20 protein-coding genes are annotated in these 19,598 nt (G+C 48.0%); 16 read left to right on the forward strand and 4 right to left on the reverse strand.

Translation table 11 applies throughout. The features are described from left to right. Nucleotides 1-3: 3 nt before the first annotated feature. The 8 genes from JNUCC21_RS01925 to JNUCC21_RS01960 all read left to right on the forward strand — a co-directional run bounded on the left by JNUCC21_RS01925 (nucleotide 4) and on the right by JNUCC21_RS01960 (nucleotide 7,913). Nucleotides 4-1,122, forward strand: coding sequence for a GerAB/ArcD/ProY family transporter (locus JNUCC21_RS01925; RefSeq protein ID WP_014416891.1), 1,119 nt, complete (start codon nucleotides 4-6; stop codon nucleotides 1,120-1,122). Between the two features lie 168 nt (nucleotides 1,123-1,290). Then, nucleotides 1,291-2,616 carry an LLM class flavin-dependent oxidoreductase gene (locus JNUCC21_RS01930; protein ID WP_029326230.1) on the forward strand — a complete coding sequence of 442 codons (1,326 nt, stop codon included), beginning with the start codon at nucleotides 1,291-1,293 and terminating at the stop codon, nucleotides 2,614-2,616. A 13-nt stretch (nucleotides 2,617-2,629) separates the two neighbouring features. Then, the gene (locus JNUCC21_RS01935) at nucleotides 2,630-3,121 is read left to right on the forward strand and encodes a GNAT family N-acetyltransferase (RefSeq protein WP_003156352.1); all 492 of its coding nucleotides are present in this window, start codon (nucleotides 2,630-2,632) and stop codon (nucleotides 3,119-3,121) included. A 28-nt stretch (nucleotides 3,122-3,149) separates the two neighbouring features. Continuing rightward, complete coding sequence (locus JNUCC21_RS01940) at nucleotides 3,150-3,941, forward strand: amino acid ABC transporter substrate-binding protein (protein WP_020955317.1); 792 nt, start codon at nucleotides 3,150-3,152, stop codon at nucleotides 3,939-3,941. A 22-nt stretch (nucleotides 3,942-3,963) separates the two neighbouring features. Continuing rightward, the gene (locus tag JNUCC21_RS01945) at nucleotides 3,964-4,638 is read left to right on the forward strand and encodes an amino acid ABC transporter permease (RefSeq protein WP_007410261.1); all 675 of its coding nucleotides are present in this window, start codon (nucleotides 3,964-3,966) and stop codon (nucleotides 4,636-4,638) included. Nucleotides 4,639-4,651: 13 nt separating this feature from the next. After that, entirely contained in the window at nucleotides 4,652-5,401 is a 750-nt protein-coding gene (locus JNUCC21_RS01950) for an amino acid ABC transporter ATP-binding protein (RefSeq protein ID WP_326145204.1), read from the forward strand. Between the two features lie 17 nt (nucleotides 5,402-5,418). Further along, nucleotides 5,419-6,570, forward strand: a complete 1,152-nt coding sequence (locus JNUCC21_RS01955; RefSeq protein WP_012116793.1) for a M20 peptidase aminoacylase family protein — start codon at nucleotides 5,419-5,421, stop codon at nucleotides 6,568-6,570. After that, on the forward strand, nucleotides 6,567-7,913 hold the full coding sequence (locus JNUCC21_RS01960) for an MmgE/PrpD family protein (RefSeq protein ID WP_150940985.1): 1,347 nt from the start codon (nucleotides 6,567-6,569) through the stop codon (nucleotides 7,911-7,913). The genes JNUCC21_RS01955 and JNUCC21_RS01960 overlap by 4 nt, the downstream gene beginning before the upstream one ends. Nucleotides 7,914-8,016: 103 nt before the next feature. On the opposite strand, the gene JNUCC21_RS01965 is transcribed toward JNUCC21_RS01960, so the two are convergent. Continuing rightward, nucleotides 8,017-8,700 (reverse strand): ABC transporter ATP-binding protein, encoded by a 684-nt coding sequence (locus tag JNUCC21_RS01965; RefSeq protein WP_033575085.1) that lies wholly within the window; start codon nucleotides 8,698-8,700, stop codon nucleotides 8,017-8,019. Nucleotides 8,701-8,714: 14 nt separating this feature from the next. Beyond that, nucleotides 8,715-10,151, reverse strand: a complete 1,437-nt coding sequence (locus JNUCC21_RS01970) for an ABC transporter permease (protein ID WP_369878516.1) — start codon at nucleotides 10,149-10,151, stop codon at nucleotides 8,715-8,717. 212 nt (nucleotides 10,152-10,363) lie between these two features. Here JNUCC21_RS01970 and JNUCC21_RS01975 point away from each other — a divergent pair, with 212 nt between their 5' ends. The 4 genes from JNUCC21_RS01975 (at nucleotide 10,364) to JNUCC21_RS01990 (ending at nucleotide 13,871) form a co-directional block, all read left to right on the forward strand. Then, complete coding sequence (locus tag JNUCC21_RS01975) at nucleotides 10,364-11,047, forward strand: response regulator transcription factor (RefSeq protein ID WP_007410267.1); 684 nt, start codon at nucleotides 10,364-10,366, stop codon at nucleotides 11,045-11,047. Then, nucleotides 11,034-12,467 carry a HAMP domain-containing sensor histidine kinase gene (locus tag JNUCC21_RS01980; protein ID WP_161936390.1) on the forward strand — a complete coding sequence of 478 codons (1,434 nt, stop codon included), beginning with the start codon at nucleotides 11,034-11,036 and terminating at the stop codon, nucleotides 12,465-12,467. Before JNUCC21_RS01975 ends, JNUCC21_RS01980 begins: the two co-directional genes overlap by 14 nt. 152 nt (nucleotides 12,468-12,619) lie before the next feature. Beyond that, a complete protein-coding gene (locus JNUCC21_RS01985; protein ID WP_007410270.1) occupies nucleotides 12,620-13,768 on the forward strand; it encodes a Rap family tetratricopeptide repeat protein in 1,149 nt (382 codons plus the stop codon). After that, nucleotides 13,752-13,871, forward strand: a complete 120-nt coding sequence (locus JNUCC21_RS01990) for a PhrC/PhrF family phosphatase-inhibitory pheromone (RefSeq protein WP_033575081.1) — start codon at nucleotides 13,752-13,754, stop codon at nucleotides 13,869-13,871. The genes JNUCC21_RS01985 and JNUCC21_RS01990 overlap by 17 nt, the downstream gene beginning before the upstream one ends. Nucleotides 13,872-14,018: 147 nt before the next feature. Here the strand turns inward: JNUCC21_RS01990 and JNUCC21_RS01995 are convergent, their stop codons facing one another. Both JNUCC21_RS01995 and JNUCC21_RS02000 read right to left on the reverse strand, forming a co-directional pair. Then, complete coding sequence (locus JNUCC21_RS01995; RefSeq protein WP_369878517.1) at nucleotides 14,019-14,129, reverse strand: YjcZ family sporulation protein; 111 nt, start codon at nucleotides 14,127-14,129, stop codon at nucleotides 14,019-14,021. A 79-nt stretch (nucleotides 14,130-14,208) separates the two neighbouring features. After that, nucleotides 14,209-15,573, reverse strand: a complete 1,365-nt coding sequence (locus JNUCC21_RS02000; RefSeq protein ID WP_059366589.1) for an aspartate kinase — start codon at nucleotides 15,571-15,573, stop codon at nucleotides 14,209-14,211. Nucleotides 15,574-15,986: 413 nt separating this feature from the next. On the opposite strand from JNUCC21_RS02000, the gene JNUCC21_RS02005 reads away from it, so the two are divergent. The 4 genes from JNUCC21_RS02005 to JNUCC21_RS02020 are packed head-to-tail and all read left to right on the forward strand — an operon-like array spanning nucleotide 15,987 to nucleotide 19,595. Continuing rightward, complete coding sequence (locus tag JNUCC21_RS02005; protein WP_059366593.1) at nucleotides 15,987-16,940, forward strand: ABC transporter permease; 954 nt, start codon at nucleotides 15,987-15,989, stop codon at nucleotides 16,938-16,940. After that, on the forward strand, nucleotides 16,930-17,877 hold the full coding sequence (locus JNUCC21_RS02010) for an iron chelate uptake ABC transporter family permease subunit (RefSeq protein WP_007410274.1): 948 nt from the start codon (nucleotides 16,930-16,932) through the stop codon (nucleotides 17,875-17,877). The genes JNUCC21_RS02005 and JNUCC21_RS02010 overlap by 11 nt, the downstream gene beginning before the upstream one ends. Continuing rightward, the gene (locus JNUCC21_RS02015) at nucleotides 17,871-18,629 is read left to right on the forward strand and encodes an ABC transporter ATP-binding protein (RefSeq protein ID WP_003156330.1); all 759 of its coding nucleotides are present in this window, start codon (nucleotides 17,871-17,873) and stop codon (nucleotides 18,627-18,629) included. Before JNUCC21_RS02010 ends, JNUCC21_RS02015 begins: the two co-directional genes overlap by 7 nt. Before the next feature lie 21 nt (nucleotides 18,630-18,650). Continuing rightward, nucleotides 18,651-19,595, forward strand: coding sequence for a siderophore ABC transporter substrate-binding protein (locus tag JNUCC21_RS02020; protein ID WP_369878518.1), 945 nt, complete (start codon nucleotides 18,651-18,653; stop codon nucleotides 19,593-19,595). Nucleotides 19,596-19,598: the final 3 nt, after the last annotated feature.

The following is a 19,598-nucleotide window of genomic DNA, read 5'->3' on the forward strand; positions in this document are numbered from 1 at the left end:
CGTATGGAAAATGCGAAAATCGGCACGCGTCAGCTGTTTATTATGATCATTTTGTTTGAATTGGGCAGTTCGTTATTGATCCCGCCGGGCACGATGGCCGGGCGGGATGCGTGGCTGTCCGTGCTTCTCGGGTGCGTTATCGGTCTCGGACTTTTCTACGTTTATCAGGCGCTGTATCAATTTTTTCCTGAGTCTTCTCCGAGAGATTACATGAACGAACTGATCGGCAGACATCTGAGCTGGGCGGTCTCCCTTCTTTATATTCTCTATTTTGCTTATATCGCCGCCCGCGTATTGCGGGATTTTGGCGAAATGCTTGTCACCTTCGCCTACCAGGACACGCCGCTTTTAATTGTGAATGCCATGCTGATGATCGCCGCAATATTTGCGGTCAGAAAGGGAATTGAAGTGATAGCGAGAGCCGGCGAGCTGCTGTTTGGCATTATGTATTTCCTGACAGCCGTCGGGCTGATCCTCATTATCAGCTCAGGCACGATAAACCTCAGATTTCTCCAGCCCGTTTTAGCGGAGGGTGCAGGAACGGTCATTTATTCCGTGTTTAAACAGACGATGTTCATCCCGTTCGGTGAATTAATCGTGTTTGTCATGATTTTCCCTTATTTAAAAGATCGGAAAAAGGTGAAGAAAACCGGATTTCTGGCGATTATCATCAGCGGGCTGTTTTTGGCAATGTCAGTGGCGATTAATATTTGTGTGCTGGACGTCAACCTAATGCTCCGCTCTCAATTTCCGCTGCTGAGCACCATACAGACAATTAAAGTGGAAGAGTTTTTAGACCGGCTGGATGTCTTTTTCATGCTCGTGCTCGTCATCGGCGGTTTTTTCAAAGTCAGCCTTTTTACATATGCGGTTGTCGTGGGCGTGTCCACGCTGTTTAAAGAAAAAAATCCGTCCCAGCTGGCCTTCCCGGTCGGATTGGGGGTGCTGATTCTCTCCATCAGCATCGCAAGCAATTTTTCGGAACACATGAATGAAGGCTTAAACATTGTGCCGATCTATATTCATCTTCCGTTTCAAGTGCTGTTCCCTGTTTTGCTGCTTATCATTGCCGTTATTAAGAAAAAGGTCAAAGGGACCGTCTATACAGTTTCGAAGAAATAACCCGGCCGGTGCGCCGGGTTTTTTAAAAAAACATGATTTTTGTCTTAATGCATTGACAAACTTGCGTGACAATTGTACATTTTGATTTATTCTTATAAAATTACTAGGAAATATAGGTTTAGTGGTGTTAATATGTTCCGAACCGTATTTCAGAATAGAAGGAGATCCATCATGACAAAGAAAAAAGAAATCAAACTCGGTGTGTTTCTCGCGGGCACCGGCCATCATGTCGCTTCTTGGAGACATCCTCAGGCACCGGCGGACGCGAGCATGAATTTGGATTATTTCAAAGAACTGGCGAAAACAGCGGAGCGGGGGAAATTGGACATGCTGTTCTTGGCGGACAGTTTATCAATAGACGGCAAATCACATCCGAATGTGCTGACGCGCTTTGAGCCGTTTACGCTGCTGTCGGCGCTCGCTCAGGTCACATCCCGCATCGGTCTGACGGCGACCGCGTCTACCACATACAGCGAACCGTTCCATATCGCGAGACAATTTGCATCGCTTGACCATCTTTCCAACGGCCGCGCGGGCTGGAATGTCGTCACATCTTCGATTGAATCGACCGCGCTTAATTTCAGCGGCGAAAAGCATCTTGAGCACCATCTCAGATATCAGCGCGCGGAAGAATTCGTTGAAGTCGTCAAAGGATTATGGGATTCGTGGGAGGAAGACGCCTTTATCCGTGACAAAGAATCAGGAGCATTTTTCGATAAAGACAAAATGCATGAATTGAACCATAAAGGAACATATTTCTCCGTGAGAGGGCCGTTAAATGTTGCCCGCACACCTCAAGGGCGCCCGGTCATTATTCAGGCCGGATCATCAGGAGACGGAAAAGCGCTGGCCGCCAAAACGGCGGAGGTCATTTTCACCGCGCAAAATCATTTGGAGTCCGCGCAGGAATTCTATCAATCTATTAAAGAACAAGCGGCTTCTTTCGGCCGTGATCCTGAAAAAATCGCGATCATGCCGGGAATTTTTCCCGTTATCGCCGATACCGAAGAAGAAGCGCAGGCAAAATATGAAGAGCTCCAAGACCTCATCATTCCGTCTGTCGGCCTGAACATTCTGCAAAACTATCTGGGCGGCGTCGATCTTTCCGCCTGCCCGCTTGACGGCCCGCTGCCTGAATTGGATGCGGATGCGTCGAATGCCGTTAAAAGCCGCTTCAAGCTCGTTCAGGAGATGGCCAAACGTGACAACATGACCATCCGCGAGCTGTACAAATATGTGGCGGGTTCAAGAGGCCATCATATCTTTGTCGGAACGCCAGAACAGCTTGCCGATAAGATGGAAGAATGGGTCGGAAAACAAGCTTGTGACGGTTTCAACATCATGCCGCCGCTTTTGCCTGAAGGTCTCACTCTTTTTGTAGACAAAGTGATTCCGATTTTACAAGAACGGGGCGTGTTCAGAAAAGAGTATGAAGGAACGACGCTGAGAGAACATTTCGGACTGGAAAAACCGGCAAACCGATATGCCGACTAAAGGAGGGCTCATCATGTCAAGACAATACCGGCTCGCAACGGAGGCAGACGCTGATGAGCTGCTTTCACTGACACTGCGGGCGTATGAACCGATCCGCAAGCTCGGCATCAACTTTGCCGCTGCCACGGCGGATAAAGAACTCGTTTTGAATAACATACAAAAAAACGCCTGTTACGTTTTGGAGGAAGACGGCCGGATTCTGGCGACGATTTCTCTGCGGATGCCGTGGGGGCCGAATCCCGGGCCGTACGGTGTTCCACATATTTGGTGGTTTGCCGTCGATCCTGAAACCGGAAAAAAAGGGACGGGCTCAGACATGCTGGAGTGGCTGGAGAATACAGTGCTCCGCGACACATTAAAAGCGCCTTTCGTGTCACTGGGCACAGCGGACAAGCATCCGTGGCTGATCGGCATGTATGAGCGAAAAGGCTACGTCCGTGCAGGCGAAAAGGATCTAGGAAAAGGGCACATCACCATCTATTTAAAAAAACAATTGCAGGATTAACATATTAATAGGAAAAGGCGGGATTTTAATGAAGAAGAAAACATGGGCTTTGCTGCTGTCTGCCGCGCTTTTGGCGGTCTTATCAGCATGCGGAAACGGAAAAGAAAGCGAAGGCGGCGATAACGTACTGCATGTCGGCGCCACGGGACAAAGCTATCCGTTCGCATATAAAGAAAATGGCAAGCTGACCGGCTTTGACGTGGATGTCATGGAAGCCGTCGCGAAAAAAATCAACATGAAACTGGACTGGAAGCTGCTTGAATTCAGCGGACTGATGGGAGAGCTCCAGACCGGCAAACTCGACACCATCTCTAACCAGGTCGCTGTCACGGACGAACGCGAGAAAACGTATAACTTCACAGAACCGTATTCGTATGCGGGCACTCAAATCGTCGTCAAAAACGATAACAAAGACATCAAATCAGTCAACGATCTAAAAGGAAAAACAGTGGCGGCCGTTCTGGGCTCAAACCACGCGAAAAACCTTGAGAGCAAGGACCCGGATAAAAAAATCAACATGAAAACGTATGAAACACAAGAAGGCACGCTGAAAGACGTGGCTTACGGACGGGTTGACGCTTATGTAAACAGCCGCAGCGTCCTGATCGCCCAGATCAAAAAGACCGGTCTGCCTCTGAAATTAGCAGGAGACCCGATTGTCTATGAAAAAGTCGCTTTCCCGTTTGCGAAAGATGCGGCTCACGATAAAATCCGCAAAAAAGTAAACAAAGCCATTGAAGACCTGCGAAAAGACGGCACGCTGAAAAAGCTGTCTGAAAAGTACTTTAAAGAAGATATCACAACAGAAGCAAAGCATTAAGAAACGGCGGTGAAAATCGAGAATGAACAGCATTGATTGGGGATTTATGTTTTCAGCTTTTCCCGCGTTAATCGAAGCCTTGCCGATCACATTACTAATGGCCGTCGCGGCTATGGTATTTGCCGTGATCGGCGGCCTTATATTAGCGCTTATCACAAAAAATCGTGTTCCTGTACTTCACCAGCTGTCAAAGGTGTATATTTCATTTTTCCGGGGCGTGCCGACGCTCGTCCAGCTTTTCTTAATTTATTACGGCCTGCCTCAGCTGTTTCCCGGAATGAGCAAGATGACGGCGTTAACTGCGGCGATTATCGGGTTAAGCCTGAAGAATGCCGCCTACTTGGCTGAAATCTTCCGCGCGGCGCTCAATTCAGTCGATGAGGGGCAGCTTGAAGCCTGTCTGTCTGTCGGAATGACAAAATCCCAGGCGTACAGGCGGATCATTTTCCCGCAAGCCGTCAGAAACGCGCTTCCTGCGACGGGAAATACGTTTATCGGCCTGTTAAAAGAAACATCGCTCGCCTTTACATTAGGAGTGATGGAAATGTTCGCCCAAGGAAAAATGTACGCATCAGGCAACCTCAAATATTTTGAGACGTATTTAGCCGTCGCGGTCATGTACTGGATTCTTACGATTATTTACAGTGTGCTGCAGGATCTGCTCGAACGGGCGATCAGCAAGCCTTATCGCACATAGGAGGAGGCTCAGGATGATACAAGTCAGACATATTCGAAAAGCATTTAAAGACCTTACCGTACTTGACGGGATCGACCTTGAGATCAAAAGCGGCGAAGTCACGGCCATCATCGGCCCGTCAGGCTCGGGAAAATCAACGCTCCTCCGTTGTTTGAATCTGCTGGAGCGCCCGGATGACGGCATCATTGAAATCGGTGATGCAAAGCTGAATGCAGCGTCCTATTCGCGCAAAGACGTTCATAAGCTTCGCCAGCAGACGGCGATGGTGTTTCAGAATTACAACCTGTTCAAAAACAAAACCGCCCTGCAAAATGTGACAGAGGCGCTGATCACCGCGCAAAAGAAATCGAAAAAAGAAGCGGAACAGATCGGTATGGATCTGCTGCGGCAAGTCGGTTTAGAACACAAAGCGGACAGCTACCCGATTACGATGTCAGGCGGACAGCAGCAGCGGATCGGGATTGCGCGCGCCTTGGCCGTTGATCCTCACGCGATTTTACTGGATGAACCGACTTCGGCCCTTGACCCTGAGCTTGTAGCCGGGGTGCTCCAAGTCATCAAATCAATTGCCGAAAAACAGACAACCATGATCATCGTCACGCATGAGATGGCTTTTGCTCGTGAAGTGGCCGACAAAGTTATTTTTATGGCGGACGGACGCATCATCGAACAGGGAACGCCGGAAGAGCTGTTTGACAATCCGCAGAACGAACGGACGAAAAAATTCATTAAGCAAGTGGGAGAGCCCGCCGAACTTGTCTAAGAAGGGAAGAAGAAGAAATGGCAAATGAAACGTATGAATCATTAAACAAACGTTTAATCAATATCCGCCGCGACCTTCATGAACACCCTGAGCTGTCAGGCGAGGAATACGAAACGACGAATAAAATCCGCCGCTGGCTGGAGGAAGAAGGAATTACGGTTCTTGATATGCCGAAACTTCAAACCGGAGTGATCGCTGAAATCAAAGGAGACAAAAGCGGCCCCGTCATCGCCGTCAGAGCGGACATCGACGCACTGCCGATCGAAGAGAATACAAACCTTCCGTTTGCTTCGCGAAACAGCGGCGTGATGCACGCCTGCGGCCATGATTTCCATACGGCATCTATCCTCGGCACGGCTTTTTTATTAAATGAGAGAAAGCATGAGCTGAAAGGAACGGTGCGGTTTATTTTTCAGCCCGCGGAAGAAATCGCCGCCGGAGCAAGACAGGTCATTGAAGCCGGCGCGCTTGACGGTGTATCGGCGATATTCGGCATGCATAACAAACCTGACCTCCCCGTCGGCACGGTCGGTCTGAAAGAAGGCCCGCTGATGGCGAGTGTCGACCGCTTTGAAATCACTGTTAAAGGAAAAGGCGGCCACGCCGGAATCCCTGATAACAGCATTGATCCGATTCAGGCGGCAGGGCAGATTATCGGCGGCCTGCAATCGGTTGTCAGCAGAAATATCAGCTCGCTTCATAATGCCGTCGTCAGCATCACAAGAGTTCAAGGCGGCAGCTCTTGGAATGTCATCCCGGACCATGTTGAAATGGAAGGCACCGTCCGGACGTTTCAAAAAGAAGCGCGTGACGCTGTTCCGAAACATATGAAGCGGGTTGCCGAAGGAATCGCAGCCGGATTCGGGGCAGAGGCTGATTTCCGCTGGTATCCTTACCTTCCGTCAGTGATGAACGACGCCCGTTTCATACAGGCGGCGGAACAAACGGCTGAAAGCCTCGGGCTTCAGACCGTTCGGGCAGAACAGTCGCCCGGCGGTGAAGACTTTGCATTATATCAAGAAAAAATCCCCGGCTTTTTCGTCTGGATGGGAACAAACGGAACAGAAGAATGGCACCATCCCGCCTTCACACTCGACGAAAAAGCGCTCCCGGCAGCGGCTGAGTTTTTCGCTCGGCTTGCCGTCAACGTATTGGAGCAGACGGAATGAATACGGAAAATCTGACGGCCGGGCTTGCTCAGGCCGTCATGTCGTCTGTGCCGGAAACATCCGCTGAAGCGATGAAAGAAGCGCGCAAAGGACTGCTTGATTTTACAGCGGCAGCTTTTGCGGGGAGACGGGATAAAGGAGTTGAAAAGCTGGTAAAACTGGCCGAAGAAGAAGGCGGGGTGCCGATAGCGCCGCTTATCGGCAGAAATCAGAAAACCACGCCGTCCCAATCCGCGCTCATTAACGGATTCATCGCACATGCGCTTGATTTTGACGATGTTCATTCTGATGTAAGAGGACATCCGAGCGCAGTCATCCTTCCGGCTTTGATTGCAGCCGCATCAGCCGGCCGTATAGACAAAAGCCGTTTTCTCGGTGCTTATGTGACGGGAATTGAAGTGATGGCGCGGCTCGGCGAGTCAGCTGGAAGGCATCATTACGAGAAAGGCTGGCACAATACAGGAACGTTAGGTGCCATTGCGGCCGCATGCGCCGTCGGATTCGCGGAGAATCTGAATCAAACCCAATTGCAGAAAGCAATTGGGTTTGCGGCTGCCCGCTCCGGAGGCATGAGAGTGCAATTCGGGACAGAGATGAAGCCGCTCCACGCCGGACTGGCCGCTCAAGCCGGGTTGTTCGCCGTGCAGCTTGCAAAGGCTGGTATCGGCGGCTCAGTTCATGCGCTCGACGGGGAGAAAGGTTTTTTCGGACTGTACGGCGATCTTGAACGGGCAGAAACCCTCCTTGTAAGCGGGTGGGGAAAACCTTGGCGGATTGTGAGCCCGGGACTTTGGTTTAAGGTTTATCCGTTTTGCTCGGCGGCTCATCATGCGGCGGACGCCATTCTCAAGCTGAAGGCCGAACATGGTCTCATTTTCGGCCAAACGGAACGGATCGACGTGATTTATCCGCCGGGCGGTGACGCCGCATTGACAGAACGGCGTCCGAAAACAGGCGAAGCGGGGAGATTCAGCGTGGAATATGTGATCACCTTAGCTTTGCACGGTAAGGATTTTTCAGTTGAATATTTCACATCCGAGCCGATTCCGGAATCCCTTCAAAAAGGATTTGAGCGGATTCACCGCAGCTGCGATGATCAAATTCAGCCGGCTGACAACGCCGTTCCGAAGGGCCGTTTTACAATTGTACGGGTCACGGCTACCGGCGGTCATGTCTATGAAACACGTATCGACTGTCCGAAGGGAGCGCCGGGAAACGGTCTTTCTGAAAAAGACATTGAAGACAAACTCCGGCTCGCTTTGCCGGGAGAAGAGAAAAAGGCGGAAGAATTGATCAAAGCAGCCGGACAATCAAATATGGACCGTTATTTACAGCTGATATAAATAAAAAGAGCGGGGGGATGCAGCCCTCGCTCTTTTTACGTTCACTTCTATTGAATAGGGGGATATAGGGTGCGCCCCTGTCTGCGCTGGCAGGGGCGCGGTATCAGGAAACAGCCGTGCCGTTTTCTTTGACCGTGAAACTTCCTCTTGATAAGCGGATGTTGATATCAGACACTTTGGCAATTTGTTCGTCGTGCGTAACCATGATGACGCATTTGCCGTCTTTATGCGCCAGATCCTGAAAGAGCCGGACGATTTCCTTTGACGTATCCTCGTCGAGATTTCCCGTCGGCTCGTCCGCGCAAATCAAATCCGTGTTACAGCTGAAAGCCCGCGCAATTGAAACGCGCTGCTGCTGTCCGCCGCTTAATGTCAGCACCCGCTGACGGGCCTGCTGTTCGGTGATGCCGACTTTTTTCAGCATGCTGAGCGCGAACGCATCTTTGCTGTTCTCCTTAGAGCCGGTGATCTCCATCGCCGTTGTGACATTCTGGAGCGCCGTCATATACGGGATCAGATGATAAGATTGAAAGACGATAGAGACATATTGATTTCTGAATTTGGTTAATCCGATTTTGGAGATGTCTTTTCCGTTATAAAGGATGCTTCCCTCTTTAGGTGTGTCAAGGCCGCCCGCCAGAGACAAAAACGTTGTTTTCCCCGTTCCGGAGGCGCCGGCAATTGTATAAAACTTCCCTTTTTCAAAGCTGATCGTTATATCCTGAAACAGCGGCTGTGATTTATCTTGGTACCAGTAGCCGGTCTGTTGAAAGGTTAATAGGCTCATTATGCTGCCTCCTCTTATTCCTGCTTGGTCAGGATCGTTTTAGGGTGAAGCCGCATGACTGATACAGACGGCAGTAATGTGGCGATGACGGCAATTGCGACGCCGATGCCGCCGAGAATCAGAAGGTCATTCAGCGAGACGTTTACCTGCATTGTACTGATGATATCCGCGCCGGATGAATGCTGACCGAACATGCCGCCTCCCCGCGGCATTTCTCCTCCGCCCCAGCCGCTTGTTTGCTGCTGTGAATCATCGGCTGAGCTGACCTGCTGGGAAAGAAGCTGATTTCCGAGCTGATTCGCCACAAGGCTGCCCGTGACGGATGCGATCCCGATGGCAATAACGGCGACAACCAGAATTTCCGTTAAGAATTGTCCGATGAGCTTCCAGCGCTTTTCGCCGATCGCCATCAAGACACCCATTTCATACTTGCGTTCCCTGATCGACATCATTACGATCAACCCGAGAATGACTGCGCCCGCGATGGATACAAGGTACACCACGTTTTTAGAAAATGACGCGACATTTTCAATCGGGCCGGCCATTTGCTGATACACCTGATCATTTGTCGTCAGCGCGTAGGTTTTATCATCTATAGATGTTTTTTTCGCAGCCGCAACGAATGAGTCAATATATTTGGCATCATCCATATAATAAACGGCTGAGCTGATTTTGTTTTTGTTATCAGACCCTTTTAACGCCGCCGCGGCGGTGTAAGGCGTATAGATTTTATTGTCAGGATTTAAGAATGAAAAATGCTGTGCCTGATCGTCTCCTGATGATGTTGTTTTATAGATTCCCACAATTTTAAGCTTCGTTTTCACAGAATCATCCGCTGCTGAGGAAACGGTAATGGAGCCGCCGACCTTCAGCTTGTTTTGATCTGCCAGCGTTTCATTAATCACGGCGACTTTTGCGTCCGCATCTGTTTTTGTGATGGCGCGGCCGTCAGTGATTTTTGAGCTCCCGCCTGTGAAATCATCAAGCAATGCCGTAGAGAGCACGCCTTCGATCGAGATATCAGCTGAAATCATCTGTCTTCCGCCGCCTTGAAAACGGCCGGCGCCGGAACTGTTATCGGCTGATTCGCCTGAGCTTTTTATCGAATCAAAGCTTTCTGCATTTGCTGACGCTGTCGTGAGGAAGTTGTAATTTTTAACATGCTGTAAAGATGTAATCTTCTTGGCATCTGAGACGGAAATCGGCGTTGATTCAAACGTCCTCTTTTCACCGTCTTTTTGCTGCTGCGCCATTTGCTTTTGGCGGTCAGCCTGGAGTGTGACGCTCCCGCCGAGCTGCTGCCTTGCCAGTTCGCTTGATTTCTTTGCCGCTGACTGGATCGTAAGACCGGATAGGACAAAAATGCAAATCACTGAAAACACAACCAGCTGCAAAAATGTTTTTCCCTTTTTTGCCTTCATGCTCCAAAAGGCTCTTTTTATAAAGTTCATGTCTGTTCCTCCGTGTGGGTGTCAGATCTTGTAAAACCGGCCTTCTTTAGCACCGGCCATTCGATATGTATATAGTAGGAGAAATGTATGAAAAAAATATGAACAAACTATTTCCGGGTGATGAAATAAAAACTAACAATTGTGAAACCCGAAAACACCCGGGTAAAATGGTGCTATTATAAGAAAAAGCGTGAAGATAAGCGGAGGAACCAATGAAGATATTAATGATAGAAGACAATATAAGCGTATGCACCATGACGGAAATGTTCTTTTTTAAAGAAGGATTTGAAGCCGAATTTGTCCATGACGGAGTGGAAGGCTATCAGCGTTTCACGGAAGAGGACTGGGATTTGGTCATTCTGGACATTATGCTTCCATCAATGGACGGAGTGACGATCTGCCGGAAAATAAGAGAGACGAGCAGTGTGCCGATTATTATGCTGACCGCAAAGGACACGGAGTCTGATCAGGTGATCGGGTTTGAAATGGGGGCGGACGACTATGTCACCAAGCCGTTCAGTCCGCTGACGCTAGTAGCGCGGATTAAAGCGGTGATCAGAAGATACCGGGCGACGGGGCAGGCCGTAAAAAGCGACGACTTGATCGAAACGGCGTGTTTTTCAATCAATAAGAAGACGCGGGAAGTGTTTCTGCACGGAAAACCTGTCGAGAATCTGACGCCGAAGGAATTCGATCTGCTCTTTTATCTCGCACAAAACCCGCGCCAGGTCTTTTCGAGAGAGCAGCTGCTTGAGCAGGTGTGGGGCTATCAATTTTACGGCGATGAACGTACGGTTGATGTTCATATTAAACGGCTGCGCAAAAAACTGTCCAGTGAGGAAAAACCGTTTTTATACACGGTGTGGGGGGTAGGATACAAATTTGATGAGGATTAAATACTTATATCAGCTGCTGTTAAGCCATGTCAGCATTTTGATTTTGGCCTTTTTCATCATCATTTCCCTGTTTTCGCACTTTGTGAAAGATTTTGCGTATCAAAATAAAGTGGATGAGCTGTCTTCTTACGCGCAGCAGATCACAAGCGAGCTGAACGGCCGCGATCTTGATCTGCGCCGCCTGTATCCGTATCAGGACATGTTAAAAACGCGCGAGACCAGGTTTATTATTTTCGATGAACATCAGCGGCCTTACTTTTTTCCTGACGATATGCCGCCGCGCGAGAAGCTGAAAAGTAAAGAGTGGCACATGCTGAAGCAAGGGAAAACCGTTCAGATCAGAGCGGAGATGAACCGTTTTAATACGGAAGGCTTGGAAGTATCGCTTGTCGCAAAACCGCTTTTTATCAACGATCAATTTAAAGGCGCGGTGCTGCTCGTGTCTCCCGTCAGAGGGGTCGAGCAGATGATCAGCCAGGTCAACCGCTATATGATTTACGCGATCATCAGCACCCTTATCATCACGATTCTGCTGAGCTGGCTTTTATCTAAATTTCACGTCAAGCGGATTCAGACATTGCGGGATGCGACCGGAAAAGTGGCATCCGGTGATTACGATATTTCGCTCAAGAACAGCGGCGGCGATGAAATCGGCATGCTGGCGTCCGATTTCAACATCATGGCCAAAAATCTGAAGCAATCGAGAGAGCAGATTGACCGCCTCGAAAAACGGAGGCGCCAATTTATCGCCGATGTCTCCCATGAGCTGAGAACGCCTTTGACGACCATTAACGGACTTGTGGAGGGGCTTAACAGCAACACCATCCCGGAAAAAGATAAAGAGAAATGCTTCTCGCTGATCAGCGAAGAAACGAAGCGGATGCTCAGGCTCGTGAAAGAAAACCTGGATTATGAAAAAATCAGATCCCAGCAAATCAAACTGGACAAGCTCAGTCTGCCGCTCATCGAGGTGTTTGAAATTATTAAAGAGCATCTCAATCAGCAGGCGGAGGAAAAACAAAATCAGCTGCGGATTCAAGTGGAGGATGGCGTCAAAGTATTCGCCGATTATGACAGGCTGATCCAGATTCTCGTCAACATCACGAAAAACAGCATACAATTTACGCAAAAGGGAGACATCACACTGCGCGGGTATGAAGGCTATAAAGAAACGGTGATTGAAATCGAAGACACCGGGATCGGCATCTCCAAAGAGGAAATTGAGCATATATGGGAGCGGTTTTATAAGGCGGACGTGTCCCGGACGAATACGGCATACGGCGAATACGGACTCGGCCTGTCCATCGTCAGGCAGCTCGTCGAAATGCACAGGGGTACGATAGATATTGACAGCGAAAAAGGAAAAGGCACGACCTTTACAATCCGCCTTCCGCTGAATACGAAAAATGAATCATCTTGAAACCGGCGGTCCCGTCTGGCCGCCGTCTGTTTTATCTCCACTCGGAAAATTGCGCTCTGCCGAAACAAAGTTTGCGTGTTTTTCGGGATGGAAAGAGACGGAAACGTGATAAAATAACTGGTAAACAGGTCTTGGATGGGGAGGGTGAAGGAATGAAGAGCGGGTTAATTCCTTCTTCAGCAGTCGGGCAGAAAATTAACGAGTGGTATCGATACATCAGAACATTCAGCGTGCCGGATGCGGAGATCTTGAAGGCCGAGATCAAACAAGAGCTTGACCATATGGAGCCTGATTCGAACTTAGTGCTTTATTATTCCCTCATGGAATTTCGCCATCAGCTGATGCTGGACTACTTGGAGCCGCTGGAAAAACTGAAGATAGAAGACCAGCCGACCCTGTCGGAAATTCTTGATAACATTGATAACAGCCAGGCCGGCCTCAAAGGGCTTCTCGATTATTACGTCAACTTTTTCAAAGGCATGTTTGAATTTGATAAAAGAGAATTTATCTCAGCGATTACATATTATAAACAAGCTGAGAAAAAACTGGCCTTCGTATCGGACCACGTGGAACGGGCGGAGTTTTATTTTAAAGTGGCCGAAGCTTATTATCATATGAAACAAACGTATTTTTCTTTGATACATATAAAAAACGCTTATGAAATTTACGTAGAGCAGGACACATATAACGTCCGGATCATTCAATGCCATTTTGTATTCGGCGTCAATTTAATGGATGAAAGGCGATTTGAACAGGCGGCCAAACATTTTCAGCACGCTCTGCAAATGGCCGAAAAAGAACAAAAAGCGCAGCTTGTCGGGAGGGCGCTGTATAACCTCGGACTGTGCTACTACAATCAGGACCGCATCGGCGAAGCGATTCCGTACTTTGAACGGGCGGTCGATACATTTGAATCACAAAGAATCGTCAATTCTCTTCCTCAAGCATATTTTCTAATCACACTCATTTACTTTAAACTCGGAAAAAAAGAAAAAGCGTCGGAATATCACAAGCGGGGATATGAATATGCTAAAGAAACAGACGATCCCGTTTATACGGTAAAATTCGAATGGCTGCAGGCTCTGTATCAGGCGAAACCGGATGAGGAGACAATCAGCGCGTGTTTCCGTTACCTGGAAGATAAAAATTTATACGCCGATATAGAGGATTTAGCACTAGAAGCAGCTAAATATTACTATGAACAAAATTGCTTTAAAATTTCTTCTGACTATTTTCTGAAAGTCGAAGAGGCAAGGAAACAAATACAAAGGAGTGAGGGTTTGTATGAAATTGAAATCTAAATGGTTTGTTATTTGTTTAGCAGCCGCCGCGATTTTTACAGTGACAGGTGCAGGCCAGACAGATCAGGCTGACTTCCATGTAGCTGAAAGAGGAATGACGTGAGAAGAAAATAACCTGAACAAAGGAAAAGACTGCCTGGGAATGTTCCCGGCAGTCTTTTTTGCGCGGCCGGACTCGTACAGCGGCGGAAAACAAAAGAAAACGCCGCAGGTCAAAACCCGCAGCGTCCTCATATAGACGGAGTGATGCTTAGAAACCGCCAACGAAGGCAGTACCTACAATAATCAACAGGATAAATAAAACAACGATCAAAGCGAAAGAGCTGACTCCTGAATATCCTGACATGAGCTTCACCTCCATATTGTCTATACCATACAATATGTAAAAGAAGCTGCTTTGTAAGGGATATTAGTGGACAAGAGAAAAAAGAGGCGGTGTCCTATGAGAGTAAGACTCCGGCGAAAAATTCGTCATACAGTGCCCGCACCGCGTGTCTTTCCTGTTCTTCTTTCACTCCGAACATCATGCTGACTTCCGATGACCCTTGATTGATCATCTCGATGTTGACGCCGGCTTCCGACAGTGCTTTGGATGCCCTGGCGGTTGTGCCGACATTATGGCGCATCGCTTCCCCGACGACCATAATCAGCGCCAGATTGTGCCTGACTGTGACTTCATCTGCTTGAAGTTCCTGCTTCAGACGGGTGACGAGCCTGTGTTCCAGTTCTGAGTCCATCTGATTGTGCCGAAGGATGATCGTGATGTCGTCAATGCCGGATGGAACGTGTTCATACGTCAATCCTTCTTCCTCCAAAATGTGAAGGGCTTTGCGGCCGAAACCGATTTCCCGGTTCATTAAATATTTGCTTATGTAAATGCTGCAAAAGCCCGTGTCGCTTGCGATGCCGATGACTGGCCCGTTCGTATTGTCACGGCTGCTGACGACGCGTGTTCCTTTCGCATCCGGATTATTCGTATTCTTAATCTGAACGGGGATGCCGGCCCGAAATGCGGGAATCAGCGCTTCATCATGAAAAACGGAAAATCCGGCATAGGAGAGCTCACGCATTTCCCGATACGTCAGTTCGTTAATTTCTTTCGGATGCCGCACGATTGACGGGTTGACGGAATAGACGGCGTCCACATCAGTAAAGTTTTCGTACAGGTCGGCTTTTAAGCCGCTGGCGAGGATGGAGCCGGTAATATCAGAACCGCTCCGGGAAAACGTCACAATCTCATGCTCCTTCGTGTAACCGAAAAATCCCGGAAAAATGATCAAGCCTTCACGGTTTCTCAGACGGTACAAATGACCATAAGACTCAGGGAGCACCTGCGCGCTTCCGGGTTCATTCGTCACAAACAGCCCCGCTTCTTTCGGACTTACGTATTCCGCTTTCACGCCCTGCCGTCGGAAGTAGGCTGCGATCAGCTTCGCGTTGTTGTCCTCGCCGCTCGCCTTCACCGCATCCATATATTGTTCGGGATTGGTTTTACAGCTGTTTAAAAGAGCGAATAGGTCACTGCGGATTCTTTCTATAATAGAGAAATCCAGGTTCAGCTCACGCGCGATGGCGGCGTACCGTTCAATGACCGTTTCGGCAAGCTCGGGCGCTGCACCTTTTTGCAAATAATGCTCCGCACAGCGGATTAACAGATCCGTCACCTTTGTATCGTCCGAGAAGCGTTTTCCCGGTGCCGATACGACGACGGCTTTCCGCGCGGGATCAGCCGTCACGATTTGAAACACTTTCTCAAGCTGGGCTCCTGACGCAAGAGAGCTGCCTCCGAATTTTACAACTTTCATGATTTACATCCCCTAATATTTAAATTTTCTCACAAATTTAATTTTTATTATCTCTCTTTCAAACATGTAAATCAAGGATTTTTTCTACGTGGGAAGAACATTTGTATTTTCGTGAAGGAATTTTGCCGCTGTTTGTCAGATTTGTTTCCCTCAAGCGTGTCATCATGTGCAAAAAATGATAAGCAGCCAAATGTAGGTTATAGAAAATCCTGCAAATTCTTGATAGACTGATTGTAAGACAATTTAGTGTACGGCCCGCGGATGACCGCTTTTGAAAGCAAAACTGTATTGACTGCGCTTGGAAAGATGATAAGATTATAATTGTCGTTGATAATGATAATCATTACGAGTGGGATATATGGGAGTTGTTTGGCAATCAGTCATACCGTTTGTGATGGGTGCAGGGAGGCAGCATGAAGCTACGTTACTTACTTTTGCTACTGGCGGTTTTGGCGTGTACTTCTATATTTATCGGTGTAGAAGATTTGTCGCCGCTGGATATTTTTCATTTAAATAAAGAACAGGCGGGTACATTGTTTGACAGCCGGCTGCCGCGTTTGGTGAGCATTATCATCGCCGGCATGAGCCTGAGCATCTGCGGATTAATCATGCAGCAGATCAGCCGGAATAAATTTGTATCGCCGACGACTGCGGGAACGATGGATTGGGCAAGGCTCGGAATCTTGATTTCATTAATGCTTTTTACGTCAGCGAGTCCGCTTGTGAAAATGTCTATCGCTTTCGTTTTCGCGTTGGCGGGAAATTTCCTTTTCATGAAAATCCTCGAGAGAATCAAGTTCAATGATGCGATTTTTATTCCTCTCGTCGGTTTAATGCTTGGGAACATCGTCAGCTCAATCGCCACGTTTATCGCATATAAATATGACCTGATCCAAAACCTGTCGTCTTGGCTGCAGGGAGATTTCTCACTGGTCGTCAAAGGCCGGTATGAGCTTTTATATCTGAGTATCCCGCTTTTGATCATAGCTTATGTGTATGCGGATAAATTTACGGTGGCGGGAATGGGAGAGAGCTTTTCCGTCAATCTCGGCCTGAAATACAAACGCGTCGTCAATATCGGTCTGATTATCGTGTCGCTCATCGCTTCACTGGTGATCCTGACCGTCGGGATGCTGCCGTTTCTCGGTTTGATCATTCCCAATATGGTGTCGATTTACAAAGGGGACAACCTGAGGAGCAGCCTGCCTCACACCGCTCTGCTGGGCGCTGTTTTTGTGCTGTTTTGCGACATTTTGGGAAGGGTGATCATCTTCCCGTACGAAATTTCCATCGGCCTGATGGTCGGTGTTATCGGCAGCGGCATCTTCCTGTATATGCTGTTAAGGAGAAAAGCATATGAGTCATAATAAAAAAATTACGCTGCTGGCGGCGCTCGCCATGATATGTATCGGATTCTTCCTGTTCTACGGACTGGGCAATTGGGAATACTCCCTGCCGAGACGATGCTTCAAAGTGCTTGCCATGATGCTCACCGGAGGAGCGATCGCGTTTTCAACGGTCATCTTCCAGACGATTACAAATAACCGCATACTGACACCGGGCATTTTAGGCCTCGATTCCCTGTATATGCTCATTCAGACCGTCATCGTGTTCCTGTTCGGTTCAATGAATATCGTCATGATGAACAAAAATCTTAATTTCGTCATCTCCGTCGGGCTGATGGTGCTCTTGTCACTCGTTTTGTATCAGCTCATGTTTAAAGGCGAGGGGCGGAACGTGTTTTTCCTTCTGCTTGTCGGCGTCGTGTTCGGCACGCTGTTCAACAGTCTGTCATCCTTTATGCAGATGCTGATTGATCCGAATGAGTTCCAGGTTGTTCAGGACAAAATGTTTGCCAGTTTTAACAATATCAATACCGATCTTTTAGGGTTTGCCGGTGCTGTCTTTCTTCTGACGGGCATTTATGTCTGGCGGTTCACGCGGTTTTTTGACGTGCTGTCGCTCGGCAGGGAGCACGCCGTCAACCTGGGGATTGATTACGATAAGCTTGTGAAACAGATGCTCATTGTCGTTGCCATTCTTGTGTCTGTCTCTACGGCTCTTGTCGGGCCGATTATGTTTTTAGGACTGCTTGTCGTCAATCTGGCGAGAGAGTTTTTAAAAACCTACAGGCACACGTATTTAATCGCGGGTTCTGTCCTGATCAGCATCGTCGCGCTCGTCGGGGGCCAGTTCGTCGTGGAGAAAGTGTTCACGTTTTCCACGACGCTGAGCGTCATCATTAATTTTGCCGGCGGGATTTATTTTATCTATCTGCTGTTAAAGGAGAATAAATCATGGTAGAGGTCAAAAATGTAAGCAAACAATACGGAGGGAAAACCGTCCTTGAGAAAACGTCTCTATCCATTCAAAAGGGCAGGCTCACCTCATTTATCGGTCCGAACGGCGCGGGAAAAAGCACGCTGCTGTCTATCATGAGCCGGCTGATTAAGACGGATTCCGGGGAAATCACGGTCGACGGGCAAGAGATCGGTGCCTGTAAAAGCAACGATCTGGCAAAAAAAATCAGCATCCTGAAGCAGACGAACCAAATCAATATCAGGCTGACGATTAAAGACCTGGTCAGCTTCGGCAGATTTCCGTATTCCCAGGGGAAACTGACGGATGAAGATTGGGTGCATATCAACCAGGCACTCAGTTATATGAAGCTGGATGACTTAAAGGATAAATATCTCGATCAGCTCAGCGGAGGCCAGTGCCAGAGGGCGTTTATCGCGATGATCATCGCTCAGGATACGGACTATATTTTTCTCGATGAGCCGCTGAACAATTTAGATATGAAGCATTCCGTTGAAATGATGAAGCTGTTGAAGCGGCTTGTGGAAGACTTCGGAAAAACGGTCGTCGTAGTGATTCACGATATCAACTTCGCATCCGTATATTCAGACCATATCGTTGCACTGAAAAACGGCCGGATCGTCAAAGAAGGGCCGGCGGAGGAGATCATTGAAACCTCCGTGCTTGAAGATATTTATGATATGACCATCCCGATTCAAGAGATTGACAGTCAGCGGATCGGTGTGTACTTTTCTTAAAAACCAGATGAGGTGAAAATCATGAAAAAATTCGCGCTGCTATTCATTGCGCTCGTTACGATTTTTGTTGTTTCTGCATGCGGAAACGGGGACAAAACATCAGGCAAATCAAAAGAAACAATCACAATCAAAGATGACCTGAACAAAGAAGGCGTCAAAGTGCCGAAGAATCCGAAAAAAGTCGTCGTATTCAACTTCGGAATGCTGGACACGATGGATGAACTCGGTTTACAGGATCATGTGGCGGGACTTCCGAAACAAAACCTTCCAAAATACTTATCTTCATATAAAAGTGATAAATACGCCAATACAGGCGGTTTAAAAGAACCGGATTTTGAAAAAGTCGCGGATATTGATCCGGATTTAATCATTATCGCCCACAGACAATCTGATTCTTTTAAAGAGTTCTCAAAAATCGCTCCGACGATTTATCTTGATGATGACTATACAAACTACGTTGACAGATTCAAGCACAACACCGAAGTGATCGGCAAAATCTTTAACAAAGAAAATGAAGTGAAAGATAAGCTTGCGAAAATTGACAAATCCATTGCGGATCTGAAGAAAAAGACAAGCAGCACGGATAAAAACGGGTTAGTGGTGATGGCGAACGACGGCAAAATCAGCGCGTTCGGATCTAAATCAAGATACGGCTTCATTCATGATGTGTTCGGCGTCAAACCGGCTGACAAAAACATCGAAGCCTCATTGCACGGACAAAGCATTTCTTATGAATATATCGCCAAAACAAACCCTGATTATATGTTTGTCGTTGACCGCGGAACAGCGATCGGCACAAAATCTTCAACAAAACAAGTGGTTGAAAATGATTATGTAAAATCGGTGAAAACCGTGAAAAACAACCATGTTGTCTACCTTGATTCAGCTACATGGTATTTATCAGGAGGCGGCCTGGAATCCATGGCGCAAATGGTGAAAGAAGTTAAAGACGGAATCGAGAAGTAAAAA

Origin of the sequence: Bacillus sp. JNUCC-21, assembly GCF_041222765.1 — a bacterium.
Lineage (GTDB): Bacteria > Bacillota > Bacilli > Bacillales > Bacillaceae > Bacillus > Bacillus velezensis.

Coding starts and splice junctions, on each gene's coding strand:
- JNUCC21_RS01925 (WP_014416891.1), top strand. CDS start 4: ATGGAAAATGCGAAAATCGGCACGCGTCAGCTGTTTATTATGATCATT.
- JNUCC21_RS01935 (WP_003156352.1), top strand. CDS start 2,630: ATGTCAAGACAATACCGGCTCGCAACGGAGGCAGACGCTGATGAGCTG.
- JNUCC21_RS01940 (WP_020955317.1), top strand. CDS start 3,150: ATGAAGAAGAAAACATGGGCTTTGCTGCTGTCTGCCGCGCTTTTGGCG.
- JNUCC21_RS01945 (WP_007410261.1), top strand. CDS start 3,964: ATGAACAGCATTGATTGGGGATTTATGTTTTCAGCTTTTCCCGCGTTA.
- JNUCC21_RS01950 (WP_326145204.1), top strand. CDS start 4,652: ATGATACAAGTCAGACATATTCGAAAAGCATTTAAAGACCTTACCGTA.
- JNUCC21_RS01955 (WP_012116793.1), top strand. CDS start 5,419: ATGGCAAATGAAACGTATGAATCATTAAACAAACGTTTAATCAATATC.
- JNUCC21_RS01960 (WP_150940985.1), top strand. CDS start 6,567: ATGAATACGGAAAATCTGACGGCCGGGCTTGCTCAGGCCGTCATGTCG.
- JNUCC21_RS01965 (WP_033575085.1), bottom strand. CDS start 8,700: ATGAGCCTATTAACCTTTCAACAGACCGGCTACTGGTACCAAGATAAA.
- JNUCC21_RS01970 (WP_369878516.1), bottom strand. CDS start 10,151: ATGAACTTTATAAAAAGAGCCTTTTGGAGCATGAAGGCAAAAAAGGGA.
- JNUCC21_RS01975 (WP_007410267.1), top strand. CDS start 10,364: ATGAAGATATTAATGATAGAAGACAATATAAGCGTATGCACCATGACG.
- JNUCC21_RS01985 (WP_007410270.1), top strand. CDS start 12,620: ATGAAGAGCGGGTTAATTCCTTCTTCAGCAGTCGGGCAGAAAATTAAC.
- JNUCC21_RS01990 (WP_033575081.1), top strand. CDS start 13,752: ATGAAATTGAAATCTAAATGGTTTGTTATTTGTTTAGCAGCCGCCGCG.
- JNUCC21_RS01995 (WP_369878517.1), bottom strand. CDS start 14,129: ATGGAGGTGAAGCTCATGTCAGGATATTCAGGAGTCAGCTCTTTCGCT.
- JNUCC21_RS02000 (WP_059366589.1), bottom strand. CDS start 15,573: ATGAAAGTTGTAAAATTCGGAGGCAGCTCTCTTGCGTCAGGAGCCCAG.
- JNUCC21_RS02005 (WP_059366593.1), top strand. CDS start 15,987: ATGAAGCTACGTTACTTACTTTTGCTACTGGCGGTTTTGGCGTGTACT.
- JNUCC21_RS02010 (WP_007410274.1), top strand. CDS start 16,930: ATGAGTCATAATAAAAAAATTACGCTGCTGGCGGCGCTCGCCATGATA.
- JNUCC21_RS02015 (WP_003156330.1), top strand. CDS start 17,871: ATGGTAGAGGTCAAAAATGTAAGCAAACAATACGGAGGGAAAACCGTC.
- JNUCC21_RS02020 (WP_369878518.1), top strand. CDS start 18,651: ATGAAAAAATTCGCGCTGCTATTCATTGCGCTCGTTACGATTTTTGTT.